The following is a 20,930-nucleotide window of genomic DNA, read 5'->3' as shown; positions in this document are numbered from 1 at the left end:
TGTGATGCAGGTCAGATAACTGTCTTCTTCGACTGGACAAACATTCCTTTTATTCCCCGTTTCGCTTATTCTAGCTGAAGCGTTTCAGTTAATTAAATGTTCGACAATTAACCAATCAGTCGCAGTTTGCGACAGGTGAGGTTTTACTCGACGATGAGCTGCATTACTCTGTCAGCCTCATCTGAATCGGGATAGCCTTGCAGGAGACCTATGACCGTACGCATAGCGATTAATGGCTTTGGTCGCATCGGGCGTAACGTGGTTCGTGCTTTGTATGAATCCGGACGTCGGGCGGAAATTACCGTGGTGGCCATCAACGAGCTGGCGGATGCCGCAGGCATGGCGCATTTGTTGAAATACGATACCAGCCACGGGCGTTTTGCATGGGAGGTTCGCCACGAGCGCGAGCAGCTTTTTGTCGGCGACGATGTCATTCGTATTCTGCATGAACGAACGCTGGCGGATCTGCCGTGGCGCGAACTGGGCGTGGATGTCGTGTTGGATTGTACGGGCGTATATGGCAACCGGGAGCATGGCGAGGCGCATATTGCCGCTGGCGCGAAGAAAGTGCTCTTTTCTCATCCGGGCAGCAACGATCTTGACGCCACCGTCGTTTTTGGCGTGAACCAGAACCAACTGCGTGCGGAACATCGTATTGTCTCAAACGCGTCCTGTACCACGAATTGCATAATTCCCGTCATTAAATTGTTGGATGATGCTTACGGCATCGAGTCTGGTACCGTCACGACGATCCACTCCGCGATGAACGATCAGCAGGTGATCGACGCGTATCACTCCGATCTACGGCGCACGCGCGCGGCCAGCCAGTCGATTATCCCGGTAGATACAAAACTGGCGGCAGGCATTACGCGTATATTCCCGCAGTTTAACGACCGTTTTGAGGCGATTGCGGTGCGCGTTCCAACCATTAATGTGACGGCGATCGATTTAAGCGTAACGGTGAAAAAACCAGTAAAAGCCAGTGAAGTCAACCAGTTGCTGCAAAAAGCAGCACAAGGTGCATTTCATGGTATAGTTGACTATACGGAATCACCGTTGGTCTCGATAGATTTTAACCACGACCCGCACAGCGCCATTGTTGATGGCACGCAAACCCGGGTCAGTGGCGCCCACCTGATCAAGACGCTGGTCTGGTGCGATAATGAATGGGGCTTTGCTAACAGGATGCTCGACACCACGTTAGCGATGGCCGCAGTTGGTTTCAGGCTCGACGCGTCAGCGTCGACAAAACTTTAAGCATCATTGAGAGGATTCACCATGTCTGTAATTAAGATGACCGATCTGGATCTGGCCGGGAAACGCGTTTTTATCCGTGCGGATCTGAACGTACCTGTTAAAGAAGGGAAAGTGACCAGCGACGCGCGTATCCGCGCTTCTCTGCCGACCATCGAACTGGCTCTGAAACAGGGCGCGAAAGTGATGGTAACTTCCCACCTGGGTCGTCCTACCGAAGGCGAGTACAACGAAGAATTCTCTCTGCTGCCGGTTGTTAACTACCTGAAAGACAAACTGTCTAACCCGGTTCGCCTGGTCAAAGATTACCTGGACGGCGTTGACGTGGCCGAAGGTGAGCTGGTGGTTCTGGAAAACGTTCGCTTTAACAAAGGCGAAAAGAAAGACGACGAAGCGCTGTCTAAAAAATACGCCGCCCTGTGTGACGTATTCGTGATGGACGCCTTTGGTACTGCGCACCGCGCGCAGGCTTCTACCCACGGTATCGGCAAATTTGCTGATGTTGCGTGCGCAGGCCCGCTGCTGGCCGCTGAACTGGATGCGCTGGGTAAAGCGCTGAAAGAACCGGCTCGTCCGATGGTGGCTATCGTTGGTGGTTCTAAAGTATCTACCAAACTGACCGTTCTGGATTCCCTGTCTAAAATCGCTGACCAGCTGATTGTCGGCGGCGGTATCGCCAACACCTTCGTTGCCGCTCAGGGCCACAGCGTCGGTAAATCCCTGTACGAAGCTGACCTGGTTGACGAAGCAAAACGTCTGCTGACCACTTGCGATATCCCGGTTCCGACCGATGTTCGCGTTGCCACCGAGTTCTCCGAAACCGCACCGGCGACTCTGAAATCCGTTAACGACGTGAAAGAAGACGAGCAGATCCTGGATATCGGCGATGCTTCCGCTCAGCAGCTGGCTGAAATCCTCAAGAATGCCAAAACCATTCTGTGGAACGGCCCGGTTGGCGTGTTTGAGTTCCCGAACTTCCGTAAAGGGACTGAAATCGTGGCGAATGCCATCGCTGATAGCGAAGCGTTTTCCATCGCTGGCGGCGGCGACACCCTGGCGGCAATCGACCTGTTCGGCATTGCTGACAAAATTTCCTACATTTCTACTGGCGGCGGCGCATTCCTCGAATTCGTGGAAGGTAAAGTTCTGCCAGCCGTAGCGATGCTCGAAGAGCGCGCTAAGAAGTAATCGTTACGGGCAGGGATTCCTGCCCGTTGATTTATCGCCGATCTGACATTCAGGGCGGCCCGTGTTTTTTCCCAAAGCCCGACGATACAGGACAACGAAACATGTCTAAAATTTTTGATTTCGTAAAACCAGGCGTGATCACTGGTGATGACGTACAGAAAGTGTTCCAGGTAGCAAAAGAAAACAATTTTGCTCTGCCGGCAGTTAACTGCGTGGGCACTGATTCCATCAACGCTGTTCTGGAAACCGCTGCAAAAGTTAAAGCACCGGTCATCGTTCAGTTCTCCAACGGCGGCGCGTCCTTCATCGCGGGTAAAGGCGTGAAAACTGACGTACCTCAGGGCGCGGCAATCCTGGGCGCTATCTCTGGCGCGCATCACGTTCACCAGATGGCTGAACACTACGGCGTGCCGGTTATCCTGCACACTGACCACTGCGCGAAGAAACTGCTGCCGTGGATCGACGGTCTGCTGGATGCGGGTGAAAAACACTTCGCGGCTACCGGTAAACCGCTGTTCTCTTCTCACATGATTGACCTGTCTGAAGAGTCTCTGCACGAAAACATCGAAATCTGCTCCAAATACCTGGCGCGCATGTCCAAAATTGGCATGACTCTGGAAATCGAACTGGGTTGCACCGGTGGTGAAGAAGACGGCGTGGACAACAGCCACATGGACGCTTCTGCCCTGTACACCCAGCCGGAAGACGTTGATTACGCGTACACTGAGCTGAGCAAAATCAGCCCGCGTTTCACCATTGCCGCTTCCTTCGGTAACGTACACGGCGTTTACAAGCCGGGTAACGTGGTTCTGACCCCGACCATTCTGCGTGATTCTCAGGACTATGTTTCTAAGAAACACAACCTGCCGCACAACAGCCTGAACTTCGTTTTCCACGGCGGTTCCGGTTCTACTGCTCAGGAAATCAAAGACTCCGTAAGCTACGGCGTAGTGAAAATGAACATCGATACCGATACCCAATGGGCAACCTGGGAAGGTGTTCTGAATTACTACAAAGAAAACGAAGCGTATCTGCAAGGTCAGCTGGGCAACCCGAAAGGCGAAGATCAGCCGAACAAGAAATACTATGACCCGCGCGTATGGCTGCGTGCTGGCCAGACTTCGATGATCGCTCGTCTGGAAAAAGCATTTAAAGAACTGAACGCGATTGACGTTCTGTAATATAGTCTGCTGATTGAAATGGCTTCCCTCGGGAAGCCATTTTTTTATCGTTATTTCCGGAGAGCGGCGTTAGTTAGCGCTTTCATCCGGCCAACTCACAGTGTACCTGCCTTTTTTGGGATGATGCCGAAAAATGGCATATTCCTCTGTTTTTGTTTACCTTTAAAAAGTTCTTTTCGTGAGAATGATCTCATTTGCTTGTTTTGCTATGACCAAGGAATATTGAATGGAAGATTTGAATGTTGTCGACAGCATAAATGGTGCGGGCACCTGGCTGGTACGCAACCAGGCGTTATTGCTCAGCTATGCTGTGAATATTGTTGCGGCTATCGCTATTATCATCATCGGCTTGATTGTAGCGCGCGTGATCTCCAATACGGTAAATCGTCTGATGCGTGCGCGTCATATTGATGCGACAGTAGCCGACTTTCTTTCTGCGCTGGTGCGCTATGGGGTTATCGCTTTTACGCTGATTGCGGCTCTGGGTCGCGTGGGGGTTCAAACCGCCTCGGTTATTGCCGTACTGGGCGCCGCTGGTTTAGCCGTTGGCCTGGCATTACAGGGATCGCTTTCTAACCTTGCGGCTGGGGTATTGCTGGTTATGTTCCGTCCGTTCCGCGCCGGTGAGTATGTCGATTTGGGCGGCGTTGCCGGTACGGTACTGAACGTGCAAATCTTTTCCACGACAATGCGCGCGGTAGACGGCAAAATTATTGTGATTCCGAATGGCAAAATTATCGCGGGAAATATCATCAACTATTCTCGTGAGCCGGTTCGCCGTAACGAATTCATTATTGGGGTGGCCTACGATTCGGATATCGATCAGGTGAAACAGCTGCTAACGACGATTATCGAGTCCGACGATCGTATTTTAAAAGATCGCGAAATGACGGTGCGTTTGAATGAGCTGGGCGCCTCATCAATTAATTTTGTGGTGCGTGTCTGGAGTAAAAGCAGCGACCTGCAAAATGTCTATTGGGACGTGCTGGAACGTATTAAACGTGAATTCGACGCCGCTGGTATTAGCTTCCCGTACCCGCAGATGGACGTCAATTTTAAACGCGTGAAAGATAACGCCGCGGAGTAATTTTCCTCCCGTGCTGCCTGCCGGCGCTGCGCTTATCCGCCTCCAGTATTCTCTGGTTATTGAGCGGATAAGCGTAGCCGCCATCCGTTATTCAGTCTCTTTATTAGCTTTTCTTATTAGTGATTAAAATTATCAATTTCCGCTAATAATATTCCCGCGCTATAGTCTGCCTTTAAGAAAAACAGCTCAGGGTAGTTAACGTGATATCTTATTATTTTCAAGGGTTTGCCCTTGGCGCCGCCATGATCCTTCCGCTTGGCCCGCAAAATGCGTTTGTGATGAATCAGGGAATTCGTCGCCAGTACCACCTCATGATAGCGCTGCTTTGCGCGTTAAGTGATTTAGTCCTGATTAGCGCCGGTATTTTTGGCGGTAGCGCGTTGCTGATGCAGTCGCCGTGGCTGCTGGCGCTGGTCACATGGGGCGGGGTTGCGTTCTTGTTATGGTACGGTTTTGGCGCGCTGAAAACGGCAATGAGCAGTAATCTGGAGCTGGCCAGCGCCGAGGTTATGAAGCAGGGGCGCTGGAAAATTATTGCTACGATGCTGGCGGTAACCTGGCTGAATCCGCACGTTTATCTGGATACGTTTGTCGTGTTGGGCAGTCTCGGCGGACAACTGGCTATGGAGCCAAAGCGCTGGTTTGCTCTCGGCACGATTAGCGCGTCGTTCTTATGGTTTTTTGGGTTAGCGCTACTGGCGGCCTGGCTTGCGCCTCGACTGCGTACGGCGAAAGCTCAACGCATTATCAACATTCTGGTAGGGGTGGTGATGTGGCTTATCGCCTTCCAACTGGCGCGGGAAGGCGTCGCGCATATGCACGCGCTTTTCAACTAAGCGTTGTCTGATGGACAACAGGCCGATATCCGCTAAGCTTGCCTGCATGCGCCCTGTATATCAGGGCAATGACTGCAATATGGAGGAGAGACTGTGAAGTTCAAAGTGATGGCCCTGGCGGCATTAGTGGGTTTAAGTGCAATGTCGGCGCAGGCAAGCGAATTGCCGGAAGGCCCGCACATCGTGACTTCCGGTACGGCAAGCGTCGATGCTGTGCCTGATATCGCCACCTTAGCGATTGAAGTGAACGTCGCGGCGAAGGACGCGGCGACGGCGAAGAAGCAGGCCGATGAGCGCGTGGCGCAATATCTTTCCTTCCTTGAGCAAAATCAGATTGCGAAAAAAGACATTAGCGCGGCAAATCTGCGCACGCAGCCAGATTATGATTACCAAAACGGTAAAAGCATTCTGAAAGGGTATCGCGCGGTGCGAACCGTTGAGGTGACGCTGCGTCAGTTAGATAAACTCAATTCGCTGCTGGACGGCGCGCTGAAGGCGGGTTTGAACGAGATTCGTTCGGTATCGCTGGGCGTGGCGCAACCGGACGCCTATAAAGACAAGGCCCGCAAAGCCGCCATTGATGACGCGATTCATCAGGCGCAAGCGCTGGCAGCCGGTTTTAACAGCAAATTGGGGCCGGTTTACAGCGTTCGTTACCATGTCTCTAATTATCAGCCGAGTCCGGTGGTGCGAATGATGAAAGCCGCAGATGCTGCGCCGGTATCCGCGCAGGAAACTTACGAGCAGCCGACCATTCAGTTCGACGATCAGGTCGATGTGGTATTCCAGCTTGAACCTGGAACAGGGCAGACGTCGACAACGGCCGCCAGCACGCAGTAATCTTGCCCGGCCTGGGCGCTTCCAGGCCGCGTTTTCTCCCGGTGTTCTCATTTTTTGCTCCGTATTACGCATTGAAATGAAGATTTGCTAATACGGTGAGCGTTTTGAATCGCCTTGTCGCCAGCAAAAAATAGCCAATGGCGCGTCGTTTTTTGCCGCCTGAACGCAATGATTTTGTGATGAACTTCAAAGAAGTGACGAGGGAATAATGGGTCATGCAGGCCGGATAAGACGTTCACGCCGCCATCCGGCATTCATAGAGAGGCTAATCCTGACGCAGCACCTTGTGCCCGTACTCCAGCAGCGCGTCGGTCACTTTGCGCATCATCCGGCTTTCCGGGGCAAAGCGGTGCCAGTAAAGCATCCGGCGTTGTAGCAAACCAGGCGTTAAGTTGATCAACTCGCCGCTTTCCAGCTCTTTCTCAATCTGCAGGTGAGGGATCATGCAGCAGGTCGTGCCCTGACGCGCAAGCTGTACAAACGCTTCGGATGAATTAACGATATGGCACGGCACGCTGCCGGGCGGTAGATCGAAATTCTGTTGCAAAAAGGCCTGATGCATATCATCCAGATGGTCGAACGCGACGGCGGGCGCTTTCAGCAGCGACGACCGGGTAACTCCATTGGGGAAATAGCGCTCGGCAAAAGGCTTTGACGCGACAAACAGATAGTCGAGCGCGCCCAGTTTGTCCACCAGGCAACTGGGCAGCGCCTGATGCTGGATACTCACCGCGCCCACCACCTCGCCGCGACGCAGACGTTCTTGCGTGCGCGTTTCATCTTCCACCTGTAAATTGAGACGGATAGGGGAGTCCGCCAGCACCGGCGCCAGCGCCGGAAGCAGCCAGGTCGCCAGACTGTCGGCGTTAACCGCCAGCGACAGCAGCAGCGGCGTAGAGCCGGTTTGTTCATCGCCCAGCCACTCTTCTTCCAGCAGTTCAACCTGACGCAGCAGAGCCAGTAATTTTTGCCCTTGCTCCGTAGGGCGAGGAGGAACGGTACGCACCAATAAAGGTTGTCCGAACATATTCTCAAGCTGTTTTATGCGCTGTGAGACGGCGGATTGCGTGATGCACAGCTTCTGGGCGGCGCGCTCGAATCCTCGTTCACGTATAACGGCATCCAGCGCCTGTAGTGTTCTGTAGTCCGGACGTTTCATTGTTGTGTCATGCTCCTGTTATTTTTTTCCGCACTATGACATAAATTTGCCGTCGGTACAGATGAAATCCGTAGCCTGTGTACGGACACGGAGATTTTTCCCGACAATGTTCTATAATGCGGCTGTATTTTCACACCACAGGCGAAACGATCTATGACGCAGGATGAACTGAAAAAAGCGGTAGGATGGGCGGCACTTCAGTATGTACAGCCCGGCACCATTGTGGGCGTTGGTACAGGCTCAACGGCCGCACACTTTATTGATGCGCTGGGCACAATGAAAGGCCAGATTGAAGGCGCGGTCTCCAGCTCGGACGCCTCGACTGAAAAACTCAAAGGCCTCGGTATTCACGTGTTTGATCTCAACGAAGTGGATAGCCTGGGTATCTATGTCGACGGCGCGGACGAAATCAACGGTCATATGCAGATGATCAAAGGCGGCGGCGCGGCATTAACCCGTGAGAAAATTATTGCTTCCGTGGCGGAGAAATTTATCTGTATTGCGGATGCCTCTAAACAGGTGGATATTCTTGGCAAATTCCCGTTGCCGGTCGAAGTGATTCCGATGGCGCGCAGCGCGGTCGCTCGTCAACTGGTGAAGCTGGGCGGGCGTCCGGAGTACCGTCAGAACGTGGTCACGGATAACGGCAACGTGATTCTGGATGTTTATGGTATGGAAATCCTTGATCCCATCGCGCTGGAAAACGCCATTAACGCGATTCCGGGCGTCGTGACCGTAGGGTTGTTCGCCAACCGTGGCGCCGATGTCGCACTGATCGGCACGCCGGACGGGGTGAAAACCATCGTAAAATGATCCCGCCAGGCGTATTTCCTGCCGCGTAAAAAATTCGGTCAGGGCAAATTTGGTGACATGTATCACGTTTAATCGTTTGCCCTGCCGATCCCTCCAAAGAAAAAGTTATTCCCGGTATTTTCATCTGCTATTTCCCGCTGTATGCGATTCCTTCACGACGCTGGCGCAAACGTTCATATTGCCGTGATAATTTTTTTTGATATGTTGAAGGACGGATGCAAATCCACACACAACATCAGATGGCAAAAAAAGACAGGATCGGGGAAATGGCAAAGGTATCGCTGGAGAAAGATAAAATTAAATTTCTGCTGGTTGAAGGGGTGCATCAAAAGGCGCTGGAAAGCCTTCGTGCGGCAGGTTACACCAACATTGAATATCACAAGGGCGCGCTGGACGCTGAACAGTTGAAAGCGTCCATCCGCGATGCCCACTTCATCGGTCTGCGATCCCGTACTCATCTGACAGAAGAAGTGATTAACGCCGCAGAGAAGCTGGTGGCGATTGGCTGTTTTTGCATCGGCACCAACCAGGTGGATTTAAATGCGGCGGCAAAACGCGGTATTCCGGTCTTTAACGCGCCATTCTCGAATACCCGTTCCGTGGCGGAGCTGGTGATTGGCGAGCTATTGCTGCTGCTGCGCGGCGTGCCGGAAGCGAACGCCAAAGCGCACCGCGGCGTATGGAATAAACTGGCGGCGGGATCGTTCGAAGCGCGCGGTAAAAAGCTTGGCATTATCGGTTACGGCCATATCGGAACGCAGTTGGGCATTCTGGCGGAATCGCTGGGGATGCATGTCTATTTCTATGATATTGAAAATAAACTGCCGCTTGGTAACGCAACTCAGGTGCAGCACCTGTCTGAATTGCTGAATATGAGCGATGTGGTCAGTCTGCACGTACCTGAAAACGCCTCCACCAAAAACATGATGGGCGCAAAAGAGATAGCCCTGATGAAGCCGGGTTCACTGCTGATTAACGCCGCGCGCGGTACGGTGGTGGATATCCCGGCTTTGTGCGACGCGCTGGCGACGAAACATCTGGCGGGGGCGGCTATCGACGTCTTCCCGACGGAACCGGCCACTAATAGCGATCCGTTTACCTCTCCGCTGTGCGAATTCGATAACGTGATCCTGACGCCGCATATCGGCGGCTCGACGCAGGAGGCGCAAGAAAACATCGGTCTGGAAGTCGCAGGAAAACTGATTAAGTACTCGGATAACGGCTCGACGCTGTCCGCCGTGAACTTCCCGGAAGTGTCGCTGCCGCTGCACGGCGGTCGTCGCCTGATGCACATCCACGAAAACCGCCCGGGCGTATTGACCGCGCTTAACCAGATCTTTGCCGAGCAGGGCGTTAACATTGCCGCACAGTATCTGCAAACCTCCGCCCGAATGGGGTATGTGGTAATTGATATAGAAGCCGATGGCGATGTGGCGGAGAAAGCGCTGCTGGCGATGAAGGCGATTCCGGGCACCATTCGCGCCCGTCTGCTGTACTGATCGCCCGGAGTGCCCGGTGGCGCTAACGCTTACCGGGCCTACACGAATTTTGAACCGTAGGCGGGTAAGGCGTTAATTCACCATTCCCACACTTTTGACGGCGTTACCACCGCAGGCAGCGGGATATCCCACTCTTCAACCGGCAGCTTTTCCACTAACTGGCAATCATGCGCGTAGCCCACAGGCTGGATCTTATGCTGCTGCCAGTTTTGCAACGTACGGTCATAAAATCCGCCGCCCATCCCCAGGCGCTGCCCGTCTTCGTCAAACGCGACTAACGGCGTTACCAGCACATCCAGCTTTGCCAGCGGTAATACGTCGCGGACATCAAGCCGTGGCTCCTGGATCTTTAAGCGGTTGGTCACCAGCGCACTCTGCGGATGATAGTGCAGGAACAGGAGGTTGCCAGGGCTGAAGGGATGAAGAACCGGAAGGTAGACGCGCTTGCCCGCTTGCCATAGCTGTTCTATCAGCGGCTGGGTGTCGAGTTCGCCATCAAAGGAGAGAAACACGGCGACAGTGTGCGCCATCACGACGGGAGGAAAGCTGAGCATTCGGGCGGCGGCCTGTTGACCAAAGCGGCGTTGCTGCTCTGGCGTCAGCGCGCGGCGACGTTGCCGAATCATTCGGCGGATTTCTTGTCGTGATAAAGAGAGTTCGGGAAGTTGCGTCATGGCTGTCGCCAGTCAGAAGGGGAATCTCCGAGATGCCGCCGCAGGCTGTAACCCTTGAACCCTTGGTTCAAGGTGAATGTGTCGTCACAGTTTTAAGGCTTCTCGGACGAACCGAGCATGCTCACCAACCGCGGAGCGCCACATTCTTGTGGTATGAAATATCGGCTCAGGGGACTGGCCCGCTTGCAAACATCTCAGAGAAATTCTGTTTTCACAATCACTTTACCATAGTAAAGCGAAAAGTGTTATTCAAAGTTTTGGCCCGTTTTTTCGGTTATGCGACCTTGATCAAGCAACGCCTGTTCGATGGTCTGTTGTAGCATCCGAATACGTTGTTCCATGCTCGCCGCGTAATCGCGGGTCTTCGCTTTTTCCTGAGTTAACTCATAGCTGATATTCAATGCGGCAATGAAAACCAACTGCTCAGTATTTGTGACTCTAGTGCGAACTTTCAGATCTTGCAACCGCTGATTCAGATCGTCCGCAGCCTGATTCAACGCATCCCTTTGGTCAGGCGGGCAATTCACTCGCAGTGAACGGCCAAATATTTGGATATCGACGGGTTGTGCAGACATGCCACCTTCCTGCTGATTGACTGCGCTGCCTTCGTCTCCAGACCCAGGGTCCGCGAAGGGGCGACACTATAGCTACCCTGGTGTGAAGATACAAGCCCTTTTCTGGTTCACCAGGGTCCAAAGTGGTAGCATATCATGAATATCCTCCCTTTGATGACGAATGCTTATGTCTATACAGAACGAAATGCCTGGTTACAACGAAATGAACCGGTTTTTGAATCAACAAGGGGCCGGTCTGACCCCGGCTGAAATGCATGGTTTAATCAGCGGGATGATTTGCGGCGGCAACAACGACAGCTCATGGCAGCCGCTGTTGCACGATCTGACGAACGAAGGTCTGGCCTTCGGGCATGAGCTTGCTCAGGCGCTGCGCAAAATGCACGCGGCGACCAGCGACGCGCTGGAAGACGACGGCTTTCTTTTTCAGCTTTATCTGCCTGAAGGCGACGATGTCAGCGTATTCGATCGCGCAGATGCCTTAGCCGGGTGGGTTAACCACTTTTTGCTTGGCCTCGGCGTAACGCAGCCTAAACTTGATAAAGTCACCGGCGAAACGGGTGAAGCGATTGACGACCTGCGTAATATTGCGCAGCTTGGTTATGATGAGAGCGAAGATCAGGAAGAGCTGGAGATGTCGCTCGAAGAGATCATCGAATATGTCCGTGTTGCGGCGCTGTTATGTCATGACACTTTCACGCGCCAACAGCCGACCGCGCCGGAAGTGCGTAAACCGACGCTACACTAAGAAAAAACGAAATGGAGGCCATGTCATGACTCAGCAGGAATACCAACGCCGTCGCCAGGCATTACTGGCGCAAATGCAGCCCGGCAGCGCCGCGCTGATCTTTGCCGCGCCGGAGGCGACGCGCAGCGCAGACAGTGAATATCCGTATCGCCAGAGTAGCGACTTCTGGTATTTCACCGGTTTTAACGAACCGGAAGCCGTGCTGGTACTGATTAAGAGTGATGACACCCACAACCACAGCGTTTTGTTCAACCGCGTTCGCGACCTGACGGCGGAAATCTGGTTTGGTCGCCGTTTAGGACAGGATGCCGCGCCGGAAAAACTGGGCGTTGACCGGGCGCTGGCGTTTAGCGAAATCAACCAGCAACTCTTTCAGTTGCTTAATGGTCTGGATGTGGTGTACCACGCGCAGGGCGAATATGCGTATGCCGACGAGATTGTTCTGGCTGCGCTGGAGAAGCTGCGTAAAGGCTCCCGCCAGAATCTGACCGCGCCGGCCACCATGACTGACTGGCGACCGATCGTCCATGAGATGCGCCTGTTCAAATCGCCGGAAGAGATTGCTGTCCTGCGCCGCGCCGGGGAAATTAGCGCGCTGGCGCATATCCGCGCGATGGAAAAATGCCGTCCGGGGATGTTTGAGTATCAGCTGGAAGGAGAAATTCACCACGAATTTAATCGCCACGGCGCGCGCTATCCCTCCTATAACACCATTGTCGGCAGCGGCGAAAATGGCTGTATCCTGCATTACACTGAAAACGAAAGTGAAATGCGCGACGGCGATTTAGTGCTTATCGACGCAGGTTGTGAATATAAAGGTTACGCGGGCGACATCACGCGTACTTTCCCGGTGAACGGGAAATTTACGCCAGCCCAGCGTGAAATTTATGACATCGTTCTGGAATCGCTGGAGACCAGCCTGCGACTGTTCCGTCCTGGTACCTCTATTCAGGAGGTGACCGGCGAAGTCGTGCGCATCATGATAACCGGGCTGGTGAAGCTGGGGATTTTGCAAGGAGAGGTTGATCAACTGATTGCCGAAAATGCGCATCGTCCTTTCTTTATGCATGGCTTGAGCCACTGGCTGGGGCTGGATGTTCATGATGTCGGCGTTTATGGGCCGGATCGCTCCCGCATCCTGGAGCCGGGCATGGTGCTGACCGTAGAGCCAGGCCTCTATATCGCGCCGGATGCCGACGTGCCGGAAGCGTATCGCGGCATTGGCGTTCGAATTGAAGATGACATTGTCATTACCGAAACCGGTAATGAAAACCTGACCGCTGGCGTTGTGAAGAAGGCGGATGACATTGAAGCATTAATGGCGGCGGCGCGGCAGCAATGAGCGTCATTATCGTTGGCGGCGGCATGGCAGGCGCGACGCTGGCGCTGACCATCTCTCAGTTCAGTCATGGGACGTTGCCGGTACACCTGATTGAAGCGAAAGCGCCTGAAGCCGACGGTCATCCCGGCTTTGACGCCAGAGCGATTGCGCTGGCGGCGGGCACTTGCCAGCAACTGGCGCGAATTGGCGTCTGGCAGGCGATTTCCGATTGCGCAACGGCAATCAACACCGTACACGTCAGCGATCGCGGCCATGCCGGATTTGTGACTCTCGACGCGCAGGACTACAGTCTGGCAGCGTTGGGGCACGTTGCGGAGCTGCATGATATCGGGCTGCGTCTGTTTGCGCTCTTGCGTAAAGCGCCAGGCGTTACGCTGCACTGCCCGGAGCGCGTAGCCAGCGTGTCGCGTACCCAACAGCAGGTTAACGTCACTCTGGAAAACGGCAATGTGATAGCTGGCAGCGTGCTGGTGGCGGCTAACGGTACCCACTCCGCGCTCGCGTCAGCCTGCGGCGTTGACTGGCATCAGGAGCCTTACGAACAGTTAGCGGTGATAGCGAATGTCGCGACCGCTATCCCGCATCAGGGACGCGCCTTTGAACGTTTTACTCCCAATGGCCCGCTGGCGATGTTGCCGATGTCGCATGGCCGATGTTCGCTGGTTTGGTGTCACCCGCTCGACCAGCGCGATGAGGTGCTGAGCTGGTCCGACGCGCAGTTCTGCCATGCATTGCAGGCCGCGTTCGGCTGGCGGCTGGGGCGAATTACTCAGGCCGGTAAGCGCAGCGCGTATCCGCTTGCCCTGACTACGGCGGCGAAAGTGTTTACTCACCGGACTGTCGTGGTCGGCAATGCGGCGCAGACGTTGCATCCTATCGCCGGACAAGGGTTTAATCTCGGTCTGCGTGATGTCATGAGCCTGGCGGAAACGCTGGTCGCGGCACAGGACGCGGGCGAGGATATTGGCGCCTGGCACGTGTTATCGCGCTATCAGCAGCGTCGTCAGGTTGACCGGGATACGACGATTGGCGTAACGAACGGTCTGGTCCATCTGTTTGCAAATCGTTGGGCGCCGCTGGTTATTGGGCGCAATATCGGTTTAATGGCGATGGAATTATTACCACCTGCGCGCGATGCGCTGGCACAGCGGACCTTAGGTTGGGTTGCGCGTTAAGCAGATCTGTAGGCCGGATAAGGCGAAGCCGCCATCCGGCATCGTGTTCGTAAAAATACCGGATGGCGGCTTCGCCTTATCCGGCCTACGGTTTTGATTGTTCCGGTTTCCAGGAGTAAATAGTGCAAAGTGTTGATGTAGCAATAGTTGGCGGAGGCATGGTGGGACTGGCTGTCGCCTGCGGCTTGCAGGGGAGCGGTTTGCGCGTTGCGGTACTGGATCACGTTGTCCCCCAGCCGTTGGCGAACGATGCGCCGCCTCAGCTTCGGGTGTCGGCGATTAATGCCGCCAGCGAAAAACTGCTTACCCGTCTTGGCGTATGGTCAAACATTGTGGCGCGACGGGCAAGTTGCTACCACGGTATGGAAGTCTGGGATAAAGACAGCTTTGGCCGTATTACGTTTGATGACGCAAGCATGGGATATAGCCATCTGGGGCATATTGTTGAAAACAGCGTCATTCACTACGCATTGTGGCAAAAAGCGCAGCAAGCGGCGGATATCACCTTAATGGCGCCAGCGGAGTTACAGCAGGTTGCCTGGGGAGAGAACGACGCCTTCCTGACTTTAAAAGACGGCGCGATGTTAACCGCGCGTCTGGTGATTGCCGCGGATGGCGCCAACTCCTGGCTGCGTAACAAAGCGGATATTCCCTTAACTTTCTGGGACTACCGTCACCATGCGCTGGTAGCGACTATCCGCACCGAAGAGCCGCACGGCGCGGTTGCTCGCCAGGTGTTTCATGGTGAAGGTATTCTGGCGTTTTTGCCGTTAAGCGATCCGCATCTGTGTTCCATTGTCTGGTCGCTTTCTCCGCAGGATGCGGAGCGTATGCAACAGAGCGGCGACGAGGCGTTTAACCAGGCGTTGACTATCGCCTTCGATAATCGGCTGGGCTTATGCCGCCTGGAAAGCGAACGGCAGGTTTTTCCGCTGACGGGCCGCTATGCTCGCCAGTTTGCCGCGCATCGTCTGGCGTTAGTCGGCGATGCCGCGCACACCATCCATCCGCTGGCAGGGCAAGGCGTCAACCTCGGCTTTATGGACGCGGCCGAACTGGTGGACGATCTGCGCCGGCTTCAGCGCCAGGGCAAAGACATTGGCCAACATCTTTATCTCCGTCGTTATGAGCGTAGCCGTAAACATAGCGCGGCGATGATGCTTGCCGGGATGCAAGGTTTTCGTGACCTGTTTGCCGGCGAAAACCCGGCAAAAAAATTGCTGCGCGACATCGGGCTGAAACTGGCGGATACGCTCCCCGGCGTCAAACCCCAACTGCTTCGCCAGGCAATGGGGCTAAACGACCTTCCGCAATGGCTTCGTTAAGCGTCTGACTGCACGCCAGCAAGAGTTTGAAACCCGTCACACTTTGCTTTCCCGGCTATCGCGCCGGGGGGCTTTCCTCGTTTGAAATAATCTAATTTCACCGCTTATTTCGCATTATATTTTCTAATGCCACTATTTTTTGCGAACGAGATTTTCGACATTTTTTCCACATTTAATATTAATTTATGTTGTGATAAATCGTATCAGCTTCCTTTTTATGACGGTTATTTAGCGTAATAGTGGTTTTTTGTGCTGATGGGGTTTTAGCGTTTTTTAGTCATAAGCTAATGTGATGGTAAATTCAGCCTTATGGTTTAGCGCCTGGTTCGGTGGTAAGTTCAGGAGCAAGAGAACGTTTGCGTCGGCGCAGGAAAAAGGGCGTCGATGCCAGGTTTCGTGGCGAAGATTTCCCATGAAAATGGTTGTTAGCCCCCGCTAATTCAACGAGGAAAAGATGGCCCAACAGACGCCTTTGTACGAACAACACACGCTATGCGGCGCCCGCATGGTCGATTTTCATGGCTGGATGATGCCCCTGCATTACGGCTCTCAGCTTGATGAACACCACGCTGTGCGCACCGATGCCGGGATGTTTGATGTATCGCATATGACCATTGTCGATCTTCATGGCAGCCGCACACGAGAGTTTCTACGTTATCTGCTGGCAAACGACGTCGCGAAGCTAACGAAGACGGGTAAAGCCCTCTACTCCGGTATGCTTAACGCATCGGGCGGTGTGATTGATGACCTTATCGTCTACTACTTCACTGAAGATTTCTTCCGTCTCGTTGTTAACTCCGCCACCCGCGAAAAAGACCTCTCCTGGATTACCCAACACGCTGAACCTTATGCCATCGACATTACCGTTCGTGACGACCTGTCGCTGATTGCGGTACAGGGGCCGAATGCGCAGGAAAAAGCGGCGACTCTGTTTACTGACCAACAGCGCCATGCAGTAGAAGGTATGAAGCCGTTCTTCGGCGTTCAGGCGGGCGATCTGTTTATCGCCACCACCGGTTATACCGGCGAAGCGGGCTATGAAATCGCCATGCCGAATGAAAAAGCGGCGGATTTCTGGCGTGCGCTGGTGGAGGCGGGCGTGAAGCCGTGCGGTCTTGGCGCGCGCGACACGCTGCGTCTGGAAGCTGGCATGAACCTGTACGGTCAGGAGATGGATGAAGGTATCTCTCCGCTGGCGGCTAATATGGGATGGACTATCGCCTGGGAACCTGCTGACCGCGACTTTATTGGCCGTGAGGCGCTGGAGATGCAGCGTGAAAAAGGCCATGAGCAGCTTGTCGGTCTGGTGATGACCGAGAAAGGCGTATTGCGTAATGAACTGCCGGTGCGTTTTACCGATGCGCAGGGCAATCAGCAAGAAGGCATTATCACCAGCGGGACGTTTTCCCCAACGTTGGGCTACAGCATTGCGCTGGCGCGTGTTCCGGCGGGCATCGGCGAGACGGCGATTGTACAAATTCGTAACCGTGAAATGCCGGTAAAAGTGACTAAACCTGTTTTTGTGCGTAACGGCAAAGCCGTCGCGTGATTCATCCTTTTTTGGAGATTAATTGATGAGCAACGTACCCGCAGAACTGAAATACAGCAAAGAACACGAATGGCTGCGTAAAGAAGCGGATGGCACTTACACTGTTGGCATTACTGAACACGCTCAGGAGCTGTTGGGCGATATGGTTTTTGTTGATCTGCCGGAAGTCGGCGCGACCGTAAGCGCGGGCGACGACTGCGCCGTGGCGGAGTCCGTAAAAGCGGCGTCCGACATTTATGCGCCGGTAAGCGGCGAGATCGTGGCGGTAAACGATGCGCTGAGCGACTCCCCGGAGCTGGTGAACAGCGAACCGTATGCCGGTGGCTGGATCTTTAAAATCAAAGCCAGCGATGAAAGCGAACTTGAATCGCTGCTGGATGCCACCGCGTATGAGGCATTGTTAGAAGACGAATAATGTTGTGCCGGATGGCGCTAATGCTTATCCGGCCTACTCACTGCAACGCGAATGATTTTGCGTATTCGTTTTCGCACGCGTAGGCCCGGTAAGCGTCAGCGCCACCGGGCAATTGAGTTAGAGACAATCACGATTCACTGCACGTTTCAGGAACCATCGCCCATGACACAGACGTTAAGCCAGCTTGAAAACCGCGGCGCTTTCATTGAACGCCACATCGGACCGGACGCCGCACAGCAACAAGAGATGCTGAATGCGGTTGGCGCCGAGTCGTTAAACGCGCTGACAGGTCAGATTGTGCCGAAAGACATTCAGCTCGCGACTCCGCCGCAGGTTGGCGAGGCGGCAACCGAATATGCCGCACTGGCGGAATTAAAAGCCATCGCCGGGCGTAACAAGCGCTTCACGTCGTACATTGGCATGGGCTACACCGCCGTGCAGCTACCGCCGGTTATCCTGCGCAACATGCTGGAAAATCCAGGCTGGTACACCGCTTATACCCCGTATCAACCGGAAGTCTCTCAGGGGCGTCTGGAAGCGCTGCTCAACTTCCAACAGGTGACGCTGGACCTGACGGGGCTGGACATGGCTTCCGCCTCGCTGCTGGATGAAGCGACCGCCGCCGCCGAAGCGATGGCGATGGCAAAGCGCGTCAGCAAACTGAAAAATGCCAACCGGTTCTTTGTCGCCTCTGATGTCCATCCGCAAACTCTGGACGTCGTGCGTACTCGCGCCGAAACCTTTGGCTTTGACGTCATTGTGGATGACGCGGCGAAAGCACTGGATCACCAGGATGTGTTTGGCGTGCTGTTGCAGCAGGTTGGCTCCACGGGCGAAATTCACGATTACAGCGCGCTGATTAGCGAACTCAAAGCCCGTAAAGTGATTGTCAGCGTCGCCGCCGACTTTATGGCGCTGGTGCTGCTTACCGCGCCGGGTAAACAGGGCGCGGACATTGTTTTCGGCTCTGCGCAACGCTTCGGCGTACCGATGGGGTACGGTGGCCCGCATGCGGCGTTCTTTGCCGCCAAAGACGAATTTAAACGCTCCATGCCAGGCCGTATTATCGGCGTCTCAAAAGATGCGGCGGGCAATACCGCACTGCGCATGGCGATGCAGACTCGCGAGCAGCATATCCGCCGTGAGAAAGCGAACTCCAACATTTGTACCTCGCAGGTACTGCTGGCTAACATCGCCAGTCTGTATGCCGTTTATCATGGACCGGTTGGACTGAAACGCATTGCGAATCGTATCCACCGCCTGACCGATATTCTGGCGGCAGGTCTGCAACAGAAAGGCTTAAAGCTGCGTCATGCGCACTACTTTGACACGCTGTGTGTGGAAGTAGCTGATAAAGCTGCGGTACTGGCGCGTGCGGAAGCGGCAGAGATCAATCTGCGCAGCGATATTCATAACGCGGTGGGTATTACCCTTGATGAAACCACCACCCGTGAGAATGTGGCGCAGTTGTTCAATGTTTTGCTGGGCGACAGCCACGGTCTGAACATTGAAACACTGGATAAAGACGTGGCGCTTGATAGCCGTTCCATTCAGCAAAGTATGCTGCGTGACGATGCGATTCTGACGCATCCGGTATTTAACCGTTACCACAGCGAAACCGAGATGATGCGCTATATGCACTCGCTGGAGCGTAAAGATCTGGCGCTGAACCAGGCGATGATCCCGCTGGGTTCCTGCACCATGAAGCTGAACGCCGCCGCCGAGATGATTCCTATCACCTGGCCGGAATTCGCTGAACTGCATCCGTTCTGCCCGCCGGAACAGGCCGAAGGATATCATCAGATGATTAGCCAGCTTTCTGACTGGCTGGTGAAACTCACCGGGTACGACGCCGTCTGTATGCAGCCTAACTCCGGCGCACAGGGGGAATACGCGGGGCTGCTGGCGATTCGTCACTATCACGAAAGCCGCAACGAAGGGCATCGCGATATCTGCCTGATTCCGGCCTCTGCTCACGGCACTAACCCTGCTTCTGCACATATGGCAGGAATGCAGGTGGTGGTAGTCGCCTGTGATAAGAACGGCAACATCGACCTGGACGATCTGCGGGCCAAAGCAGAACAACATGCTGCGAACCTTTCTTGCATCATGGTGACCTATCCGTCCACCCATGGCGTGTACGAAGAAACGATCCGTGAAGTGTGTGAAGTTGTGCACCAGTTCGGCGGTCAGGTTTACCTTGACGGCGCGAACATGAACGCCCAGGTCGGCATCACCTCACCGGGCTTTATTGGCGCGGACGTTTCGCACCTCAACCTGCATAAAACCTTCTGCATTCCGCACGGCGGCGGCGGCCCTGGCATGGGACCGATCGGCGTGAAAGCGCATCTGGCACCGTTCGTACCGGGTCATAGCGTGGTGCAAATCGAAGGCATGTTAACCCGTCAGGGCGCGGTTTCTGCGGCGCCGTTCGGTAGTGCCTCTATCCTGCCAATCAGCTGGATGTACATCCGCATGATGGGCGCAGAAGGCCTGAAGCAGGCAAGCCAGGTCGCGATTCTTAACGCTAACTACATTGCCAGCCGTCTGAAAGATGCCTATCCGGTACTGTATACCGGTCGCGATGGCCGTGTGGCGCACGAATGTATTCTTGATATTCGCCCATTGAAAGAAGAAACCGGCATCAGCGAGCTGGATATTGCCAAGCGTCTGATCGACTACGGTTTCCATGCGCCAACCATGTCGTTCCCGGTGGCGGGCACGCTGATGGTAGAGCCGACGGAATCTGAAGGTAAGGCTGAGCTGGATCGCTTTATCGATGCGATGCTGGCTATTCGCGCAGAGATTGACCAGGTGAAAGCGGGTGTCTGGCCGCTGGAAGATAACCCGCTGGTGAACGCGCCGCACATTCAGAGCGAACTGGTCGCCGAGTGGGCGCATCCGTACAGCCGTGAAGTTGCCGTATTCCCGGCAGGCGTGGCAGACAAATACTGGCCGACGGTGAAACGTCTGGATGATGTTTATGGCGACCGTAACCTGTTCTGCTCCTGCGTACCGATTAGCGACTACCAGTAATTTACTGATTCGACTGTTTTCTAAAGGCGCTTCGGCGCCTTTTCAGCTTGTTAATAAAGTGCGCTTTGTTTATGTCGGATGCAGTGTGAGTGCCTTATTCAGGCTACAAAGTGTTACTAATTCAATATATTACACTAAATCGTTGGCTCCTGTCAGGCAACCTGGCGTTTGTATCAGTGTATTAGCCAGAATTAAATTACCGCTTTTTTAGAGCCTAATGATTCATTGTGCATCATT

Annotated in this window: 18 protein-coding genes and 1 other RNA gene; 15 read left to right on the top strand and 4 right to left on the bottom strand. The window is 54.3% G+C overall.

Annotated features, from left to right (window positions below; genetic code table 11):
• Positions 1 to 210: 210 nt before the first annotated feature.
• The 6 genes from epd to HV477_RS13470 all read left to right on the top strand — a co-directional run bounded on the left by epd (position 211) and on the right by HV477_RS13470 (position 6,386).
• Positions 211 to 1,257 carry an erythrose-4-phosphate dehydrogenase gene (epd, locus tag HV477_RS13495; RefSeq protein WP_000218338.1) on the top strand — a complete coding sequence of 349 codons (1,047 nt, stop codon included), beginning with the start codon at positions 211 to 213 and terminating at the stop codon, positions 1,255 to 1,257.
• Positions 1,258 to 1,278: 21 nt separating this feature from the next.
• The gene (gene pgk, locus HV477_RS13490) at positions 1,279 to 2,442 is read left to right on the top strand and encodes a phosphoglycerate kinase (RefSeq protein ID WP_000111274.1); all 1,164 of its coding nucleotides are present in this window, start codon (positions 1,279 to 1,281) and stop codon (positions 2,440 to 2,442) included.
• Positions 2,443 to 2,543: 101 nt separating this feature from the next.
• The gene (fbaA, locus tag HV477_RS13485; RefSeq protein WP_000034386.1) at positions 2,544 to 3,623 is read left to right on the top strand and encodes a class II fructose-bisphosphate aldolase; all 1,080 of its coding nucleotides are present in this window, start codon (positions 2,544 to 2,546) and stop codon (positions 3,621 to 3,623) included.
• A gap of 226 nt (positions 3,624 to 3,849) precedes the next feature.
• The gene (locus HV477_RS13480; RefSeq protein ID WP_000389833.1) at positions 3,850 to 4,710 is read left to right on the top strand and encodes a small-conductance mechanosensitive channel MscS; all 861 of its coding nucleotides are present in this window, start codon (positions 3,850 to 3,852) and stop codon (positions 4,708 to 4,710) included.
• Positions 4,711 to 4,910: 200 nt separating this feature from the next.
• A complete protein-coding gene (gene argO, locus HV477_RS13475; RefSeq protein ID WP_000626863.1) occupies positions 4,911 to 5,546 on the top strand; it encodes an arginine exporter ArgO in 636 nt (211 codons plus the stop codon).
• 93 nt (positions 5,547 to 5,639) lie between these two features.
• On the top strand, positions 5,640 to 6,386 hold the full coding sequence (locus HV477_RS13470) for an oxidative stress defense protein (RefSeq protein WP_000669854.1): 747 nt from the start codon (positions 5,640 to 5,642) through the stop codon (positions 6,384 to 6,386).
• Positions 6,387 to 6,651: 265 nt separating this feature from the next.
• Here the strand turns inward: HV477_RS13470 and argP are convergent, their stop codons facing one another.
• Entirely contained in the window at positions 6,652 to 7,545 is an 894-nt protein-coding gene (gene argP / locus HV477_RS13465) for a DNA-binding transcriptional regulator ArgP (protein WP_000828345.1), read from the bottom strand.
• Positions 7,546 to 7,698: 153 nt separating this feature from the next.
• On the opposite strand from argP, the gene rpiA reads away from it, so the two are divergent.
• Positions 7,699 to 8,358, top strand: a complete 660-nt coding sequence (gene rpiA / locus HV477_RS13460; protein WP_000189741.1) for a ribose-5-phosphate isomerase RpiA — start codon at positions 7,699 to 7,701, stop codon at positions 8,356 to 8,358.
• A 266-nt stretch (positions 8,359 to 8,624) separates the two neighbouring features.
• Positions 8,625 to 9,857: a phosphoglycerate dehydrogenase gene (serA, locus tag HV477_RS13455; RefSeq protein ID WP_001151627.1), complete on the top strand. Its 1,233-nt coding sequence runs from the start codon at positions 8,625 to 8,627 to the stop codon at positions 9,855 to 9,857.
• A 77-nt stretch (positions 9,858 to 9,934) separates the two neighbouring features.
• On the opposite strand, the gene HV477_RS13450 is transcribed toward serA, so the two are convergent.
• From HV477_RS13450 to zapA, 3 genes are all read right to left on the bottom strand, one after another.
• Positions 9,935 to 10,531 carry a 5-formyltetrahydrofolate cyclo-ligase gene (locus HV477_RS13450; RefSeq protein WP_079898915.1) on the bottom strand — a complete coding sequence of 199 codons (597 nt, stop codon included), beginning with the start codon at positions 10,529 to 10,531 and terminating at the stop codon, positions 9,935 to 9,937.
• 20 nt (positions 10,532 to 10,551) lie between these two features.
• Positions 10,552 to 10,735, bottom strand: a non-coding RNA gene (gene ssrS / locus HV477_RS13445) — 6S RNA.
• 41 nt (positions 10,736 to 10,776) lie between these two features.
• A complete protein-coding gene (gene zapA, locus HV477_RS13440; protein ID WP_001276011.1) occupies positions 10,777 to 11,106 on the bottom strand; it encodes a cell division protein ZapA in 330 nt (109 codons plus the stop codon).
• A 166-nt stretch (positions 11,107 to 11,272) separates the two neighbouring features.
• Between zapA and HV477_RS13435 the strand changes: the two genes are divergently transcribed.
• The 7 genes from HV477_RS13435 to gcvP all read left to right on the top strand — a co-directional run bounded on the left by HV477_RS13435 (position 11,273) and on the right by gcvP (position 20,693).
• Positions 11,273 to 11,851, top strand: a complete 579-nt coding sequence (locus tag HV477_RS13435; RefSeq protein WP_000027236.1) for a YecA family protein — start codon at positions 11,273 to 11,275, stop codon at positions 11,849 to 11,851.
• Between the two features lie 25 nt (positions 11,852 to 11,876).
• Positions 11,877 to 13,193 carry a Xaa-Pro aminopeptidase gene (pepP, locus tag HV477_RS13430; RefSeq protein WP_000193681.1) on the top strand — a complete coding sequence of 439 codons (1,317 nt, stop codon included), beginning with the start codon at positions 11,877 to 11,879 and terminating at the stop codon, positions 13,191 to 13,193.
• On the top strand, positions 13,190 to 14,368 hold the full coding sequence (ubiH, locus tag HV477_RS13425) for a 2-octaprenyl-6-methoxyphenyl hydroxylase (protein ID WP_079898916.1): 1,179 nt from the start codon (positions 13,190 to 13,192) through the stop codon (positions 14,366 to 14,368). Before pepP ends, ubiH begins: the two co-directional genes overlap by 4 nt.
• 122 nt (positions 14,369 to 14,490) lie before the next feature.
• Complete coding sequence (gene ubiI, locus HV477_RS13420; RefSeq protein WP_001192144.1) at positions 14,491 to 15,693, top strand: FAD-dependent 2-octaprenylphenol hydroxylase; 1,203 nt, start codon at positions 14,491 to 14,493, stop codon at positions 15,691 to 15,693.
• Between the two features lie 454 nt (positions 15,694 to 16,147).
• On the top strand, positions 16,148 to 17,242 hold the full coding sequence (gene gcvT, locus HV477_RS13415) for a glycine cleavage system aminomethyltransferase GcvT (RefSeq protein ID WP_000068738.1): 1,095 nt from the start codon (positions 16,148 to 16,150) through the stop codon (positions 17,240 to 17,242).
• Positions 17,243 to 17,267: 25 nt separating this feature from the next.
• Positions 17,268 to 17,657 carry a glycine cleavage system protein GcvH gene (gene gcvH, locus HV477_RS13410; RefSeq protein WP_001295377.1) on the top strand — a complete coding sequence of 130 codons (390 nt, stop codon included), beginning with the start codon at positions 17,268 to 17,270 and terminating at the stop codon, positions 17,655 to 17,657.
• Positions 17,658 to 17,819: 162 nt separating this feature from the next.
• Entirely contained in the window at positions 17,820 to 20,693 is a 2,874-nt protein-coding gene (gene gcvP / locus HV477_RS13405) for an aminomethyl-transferring glycine dehydrogenase (RefSeq protein ID WP_000194964.1), read from the top strand.
• The last annotated feature ends 237 nt before the right edge of the window (positions 20,694 to 20,930 follow it).

The organism is Salmonella sp. SG203 (assembly GCF_013350575.1).
Lineage (GTDB): Bacteria > Pseudomonadota > Gammaproteobacteria > Enterobacterales > Enterobacteriaceae > Salmonella > Salmonella enterica.
The sequence above is the reverse complement of the archived record's forward strand: the minus strand, read 5'-3'. Positions and strand labels throughout refer to the sequence as shown.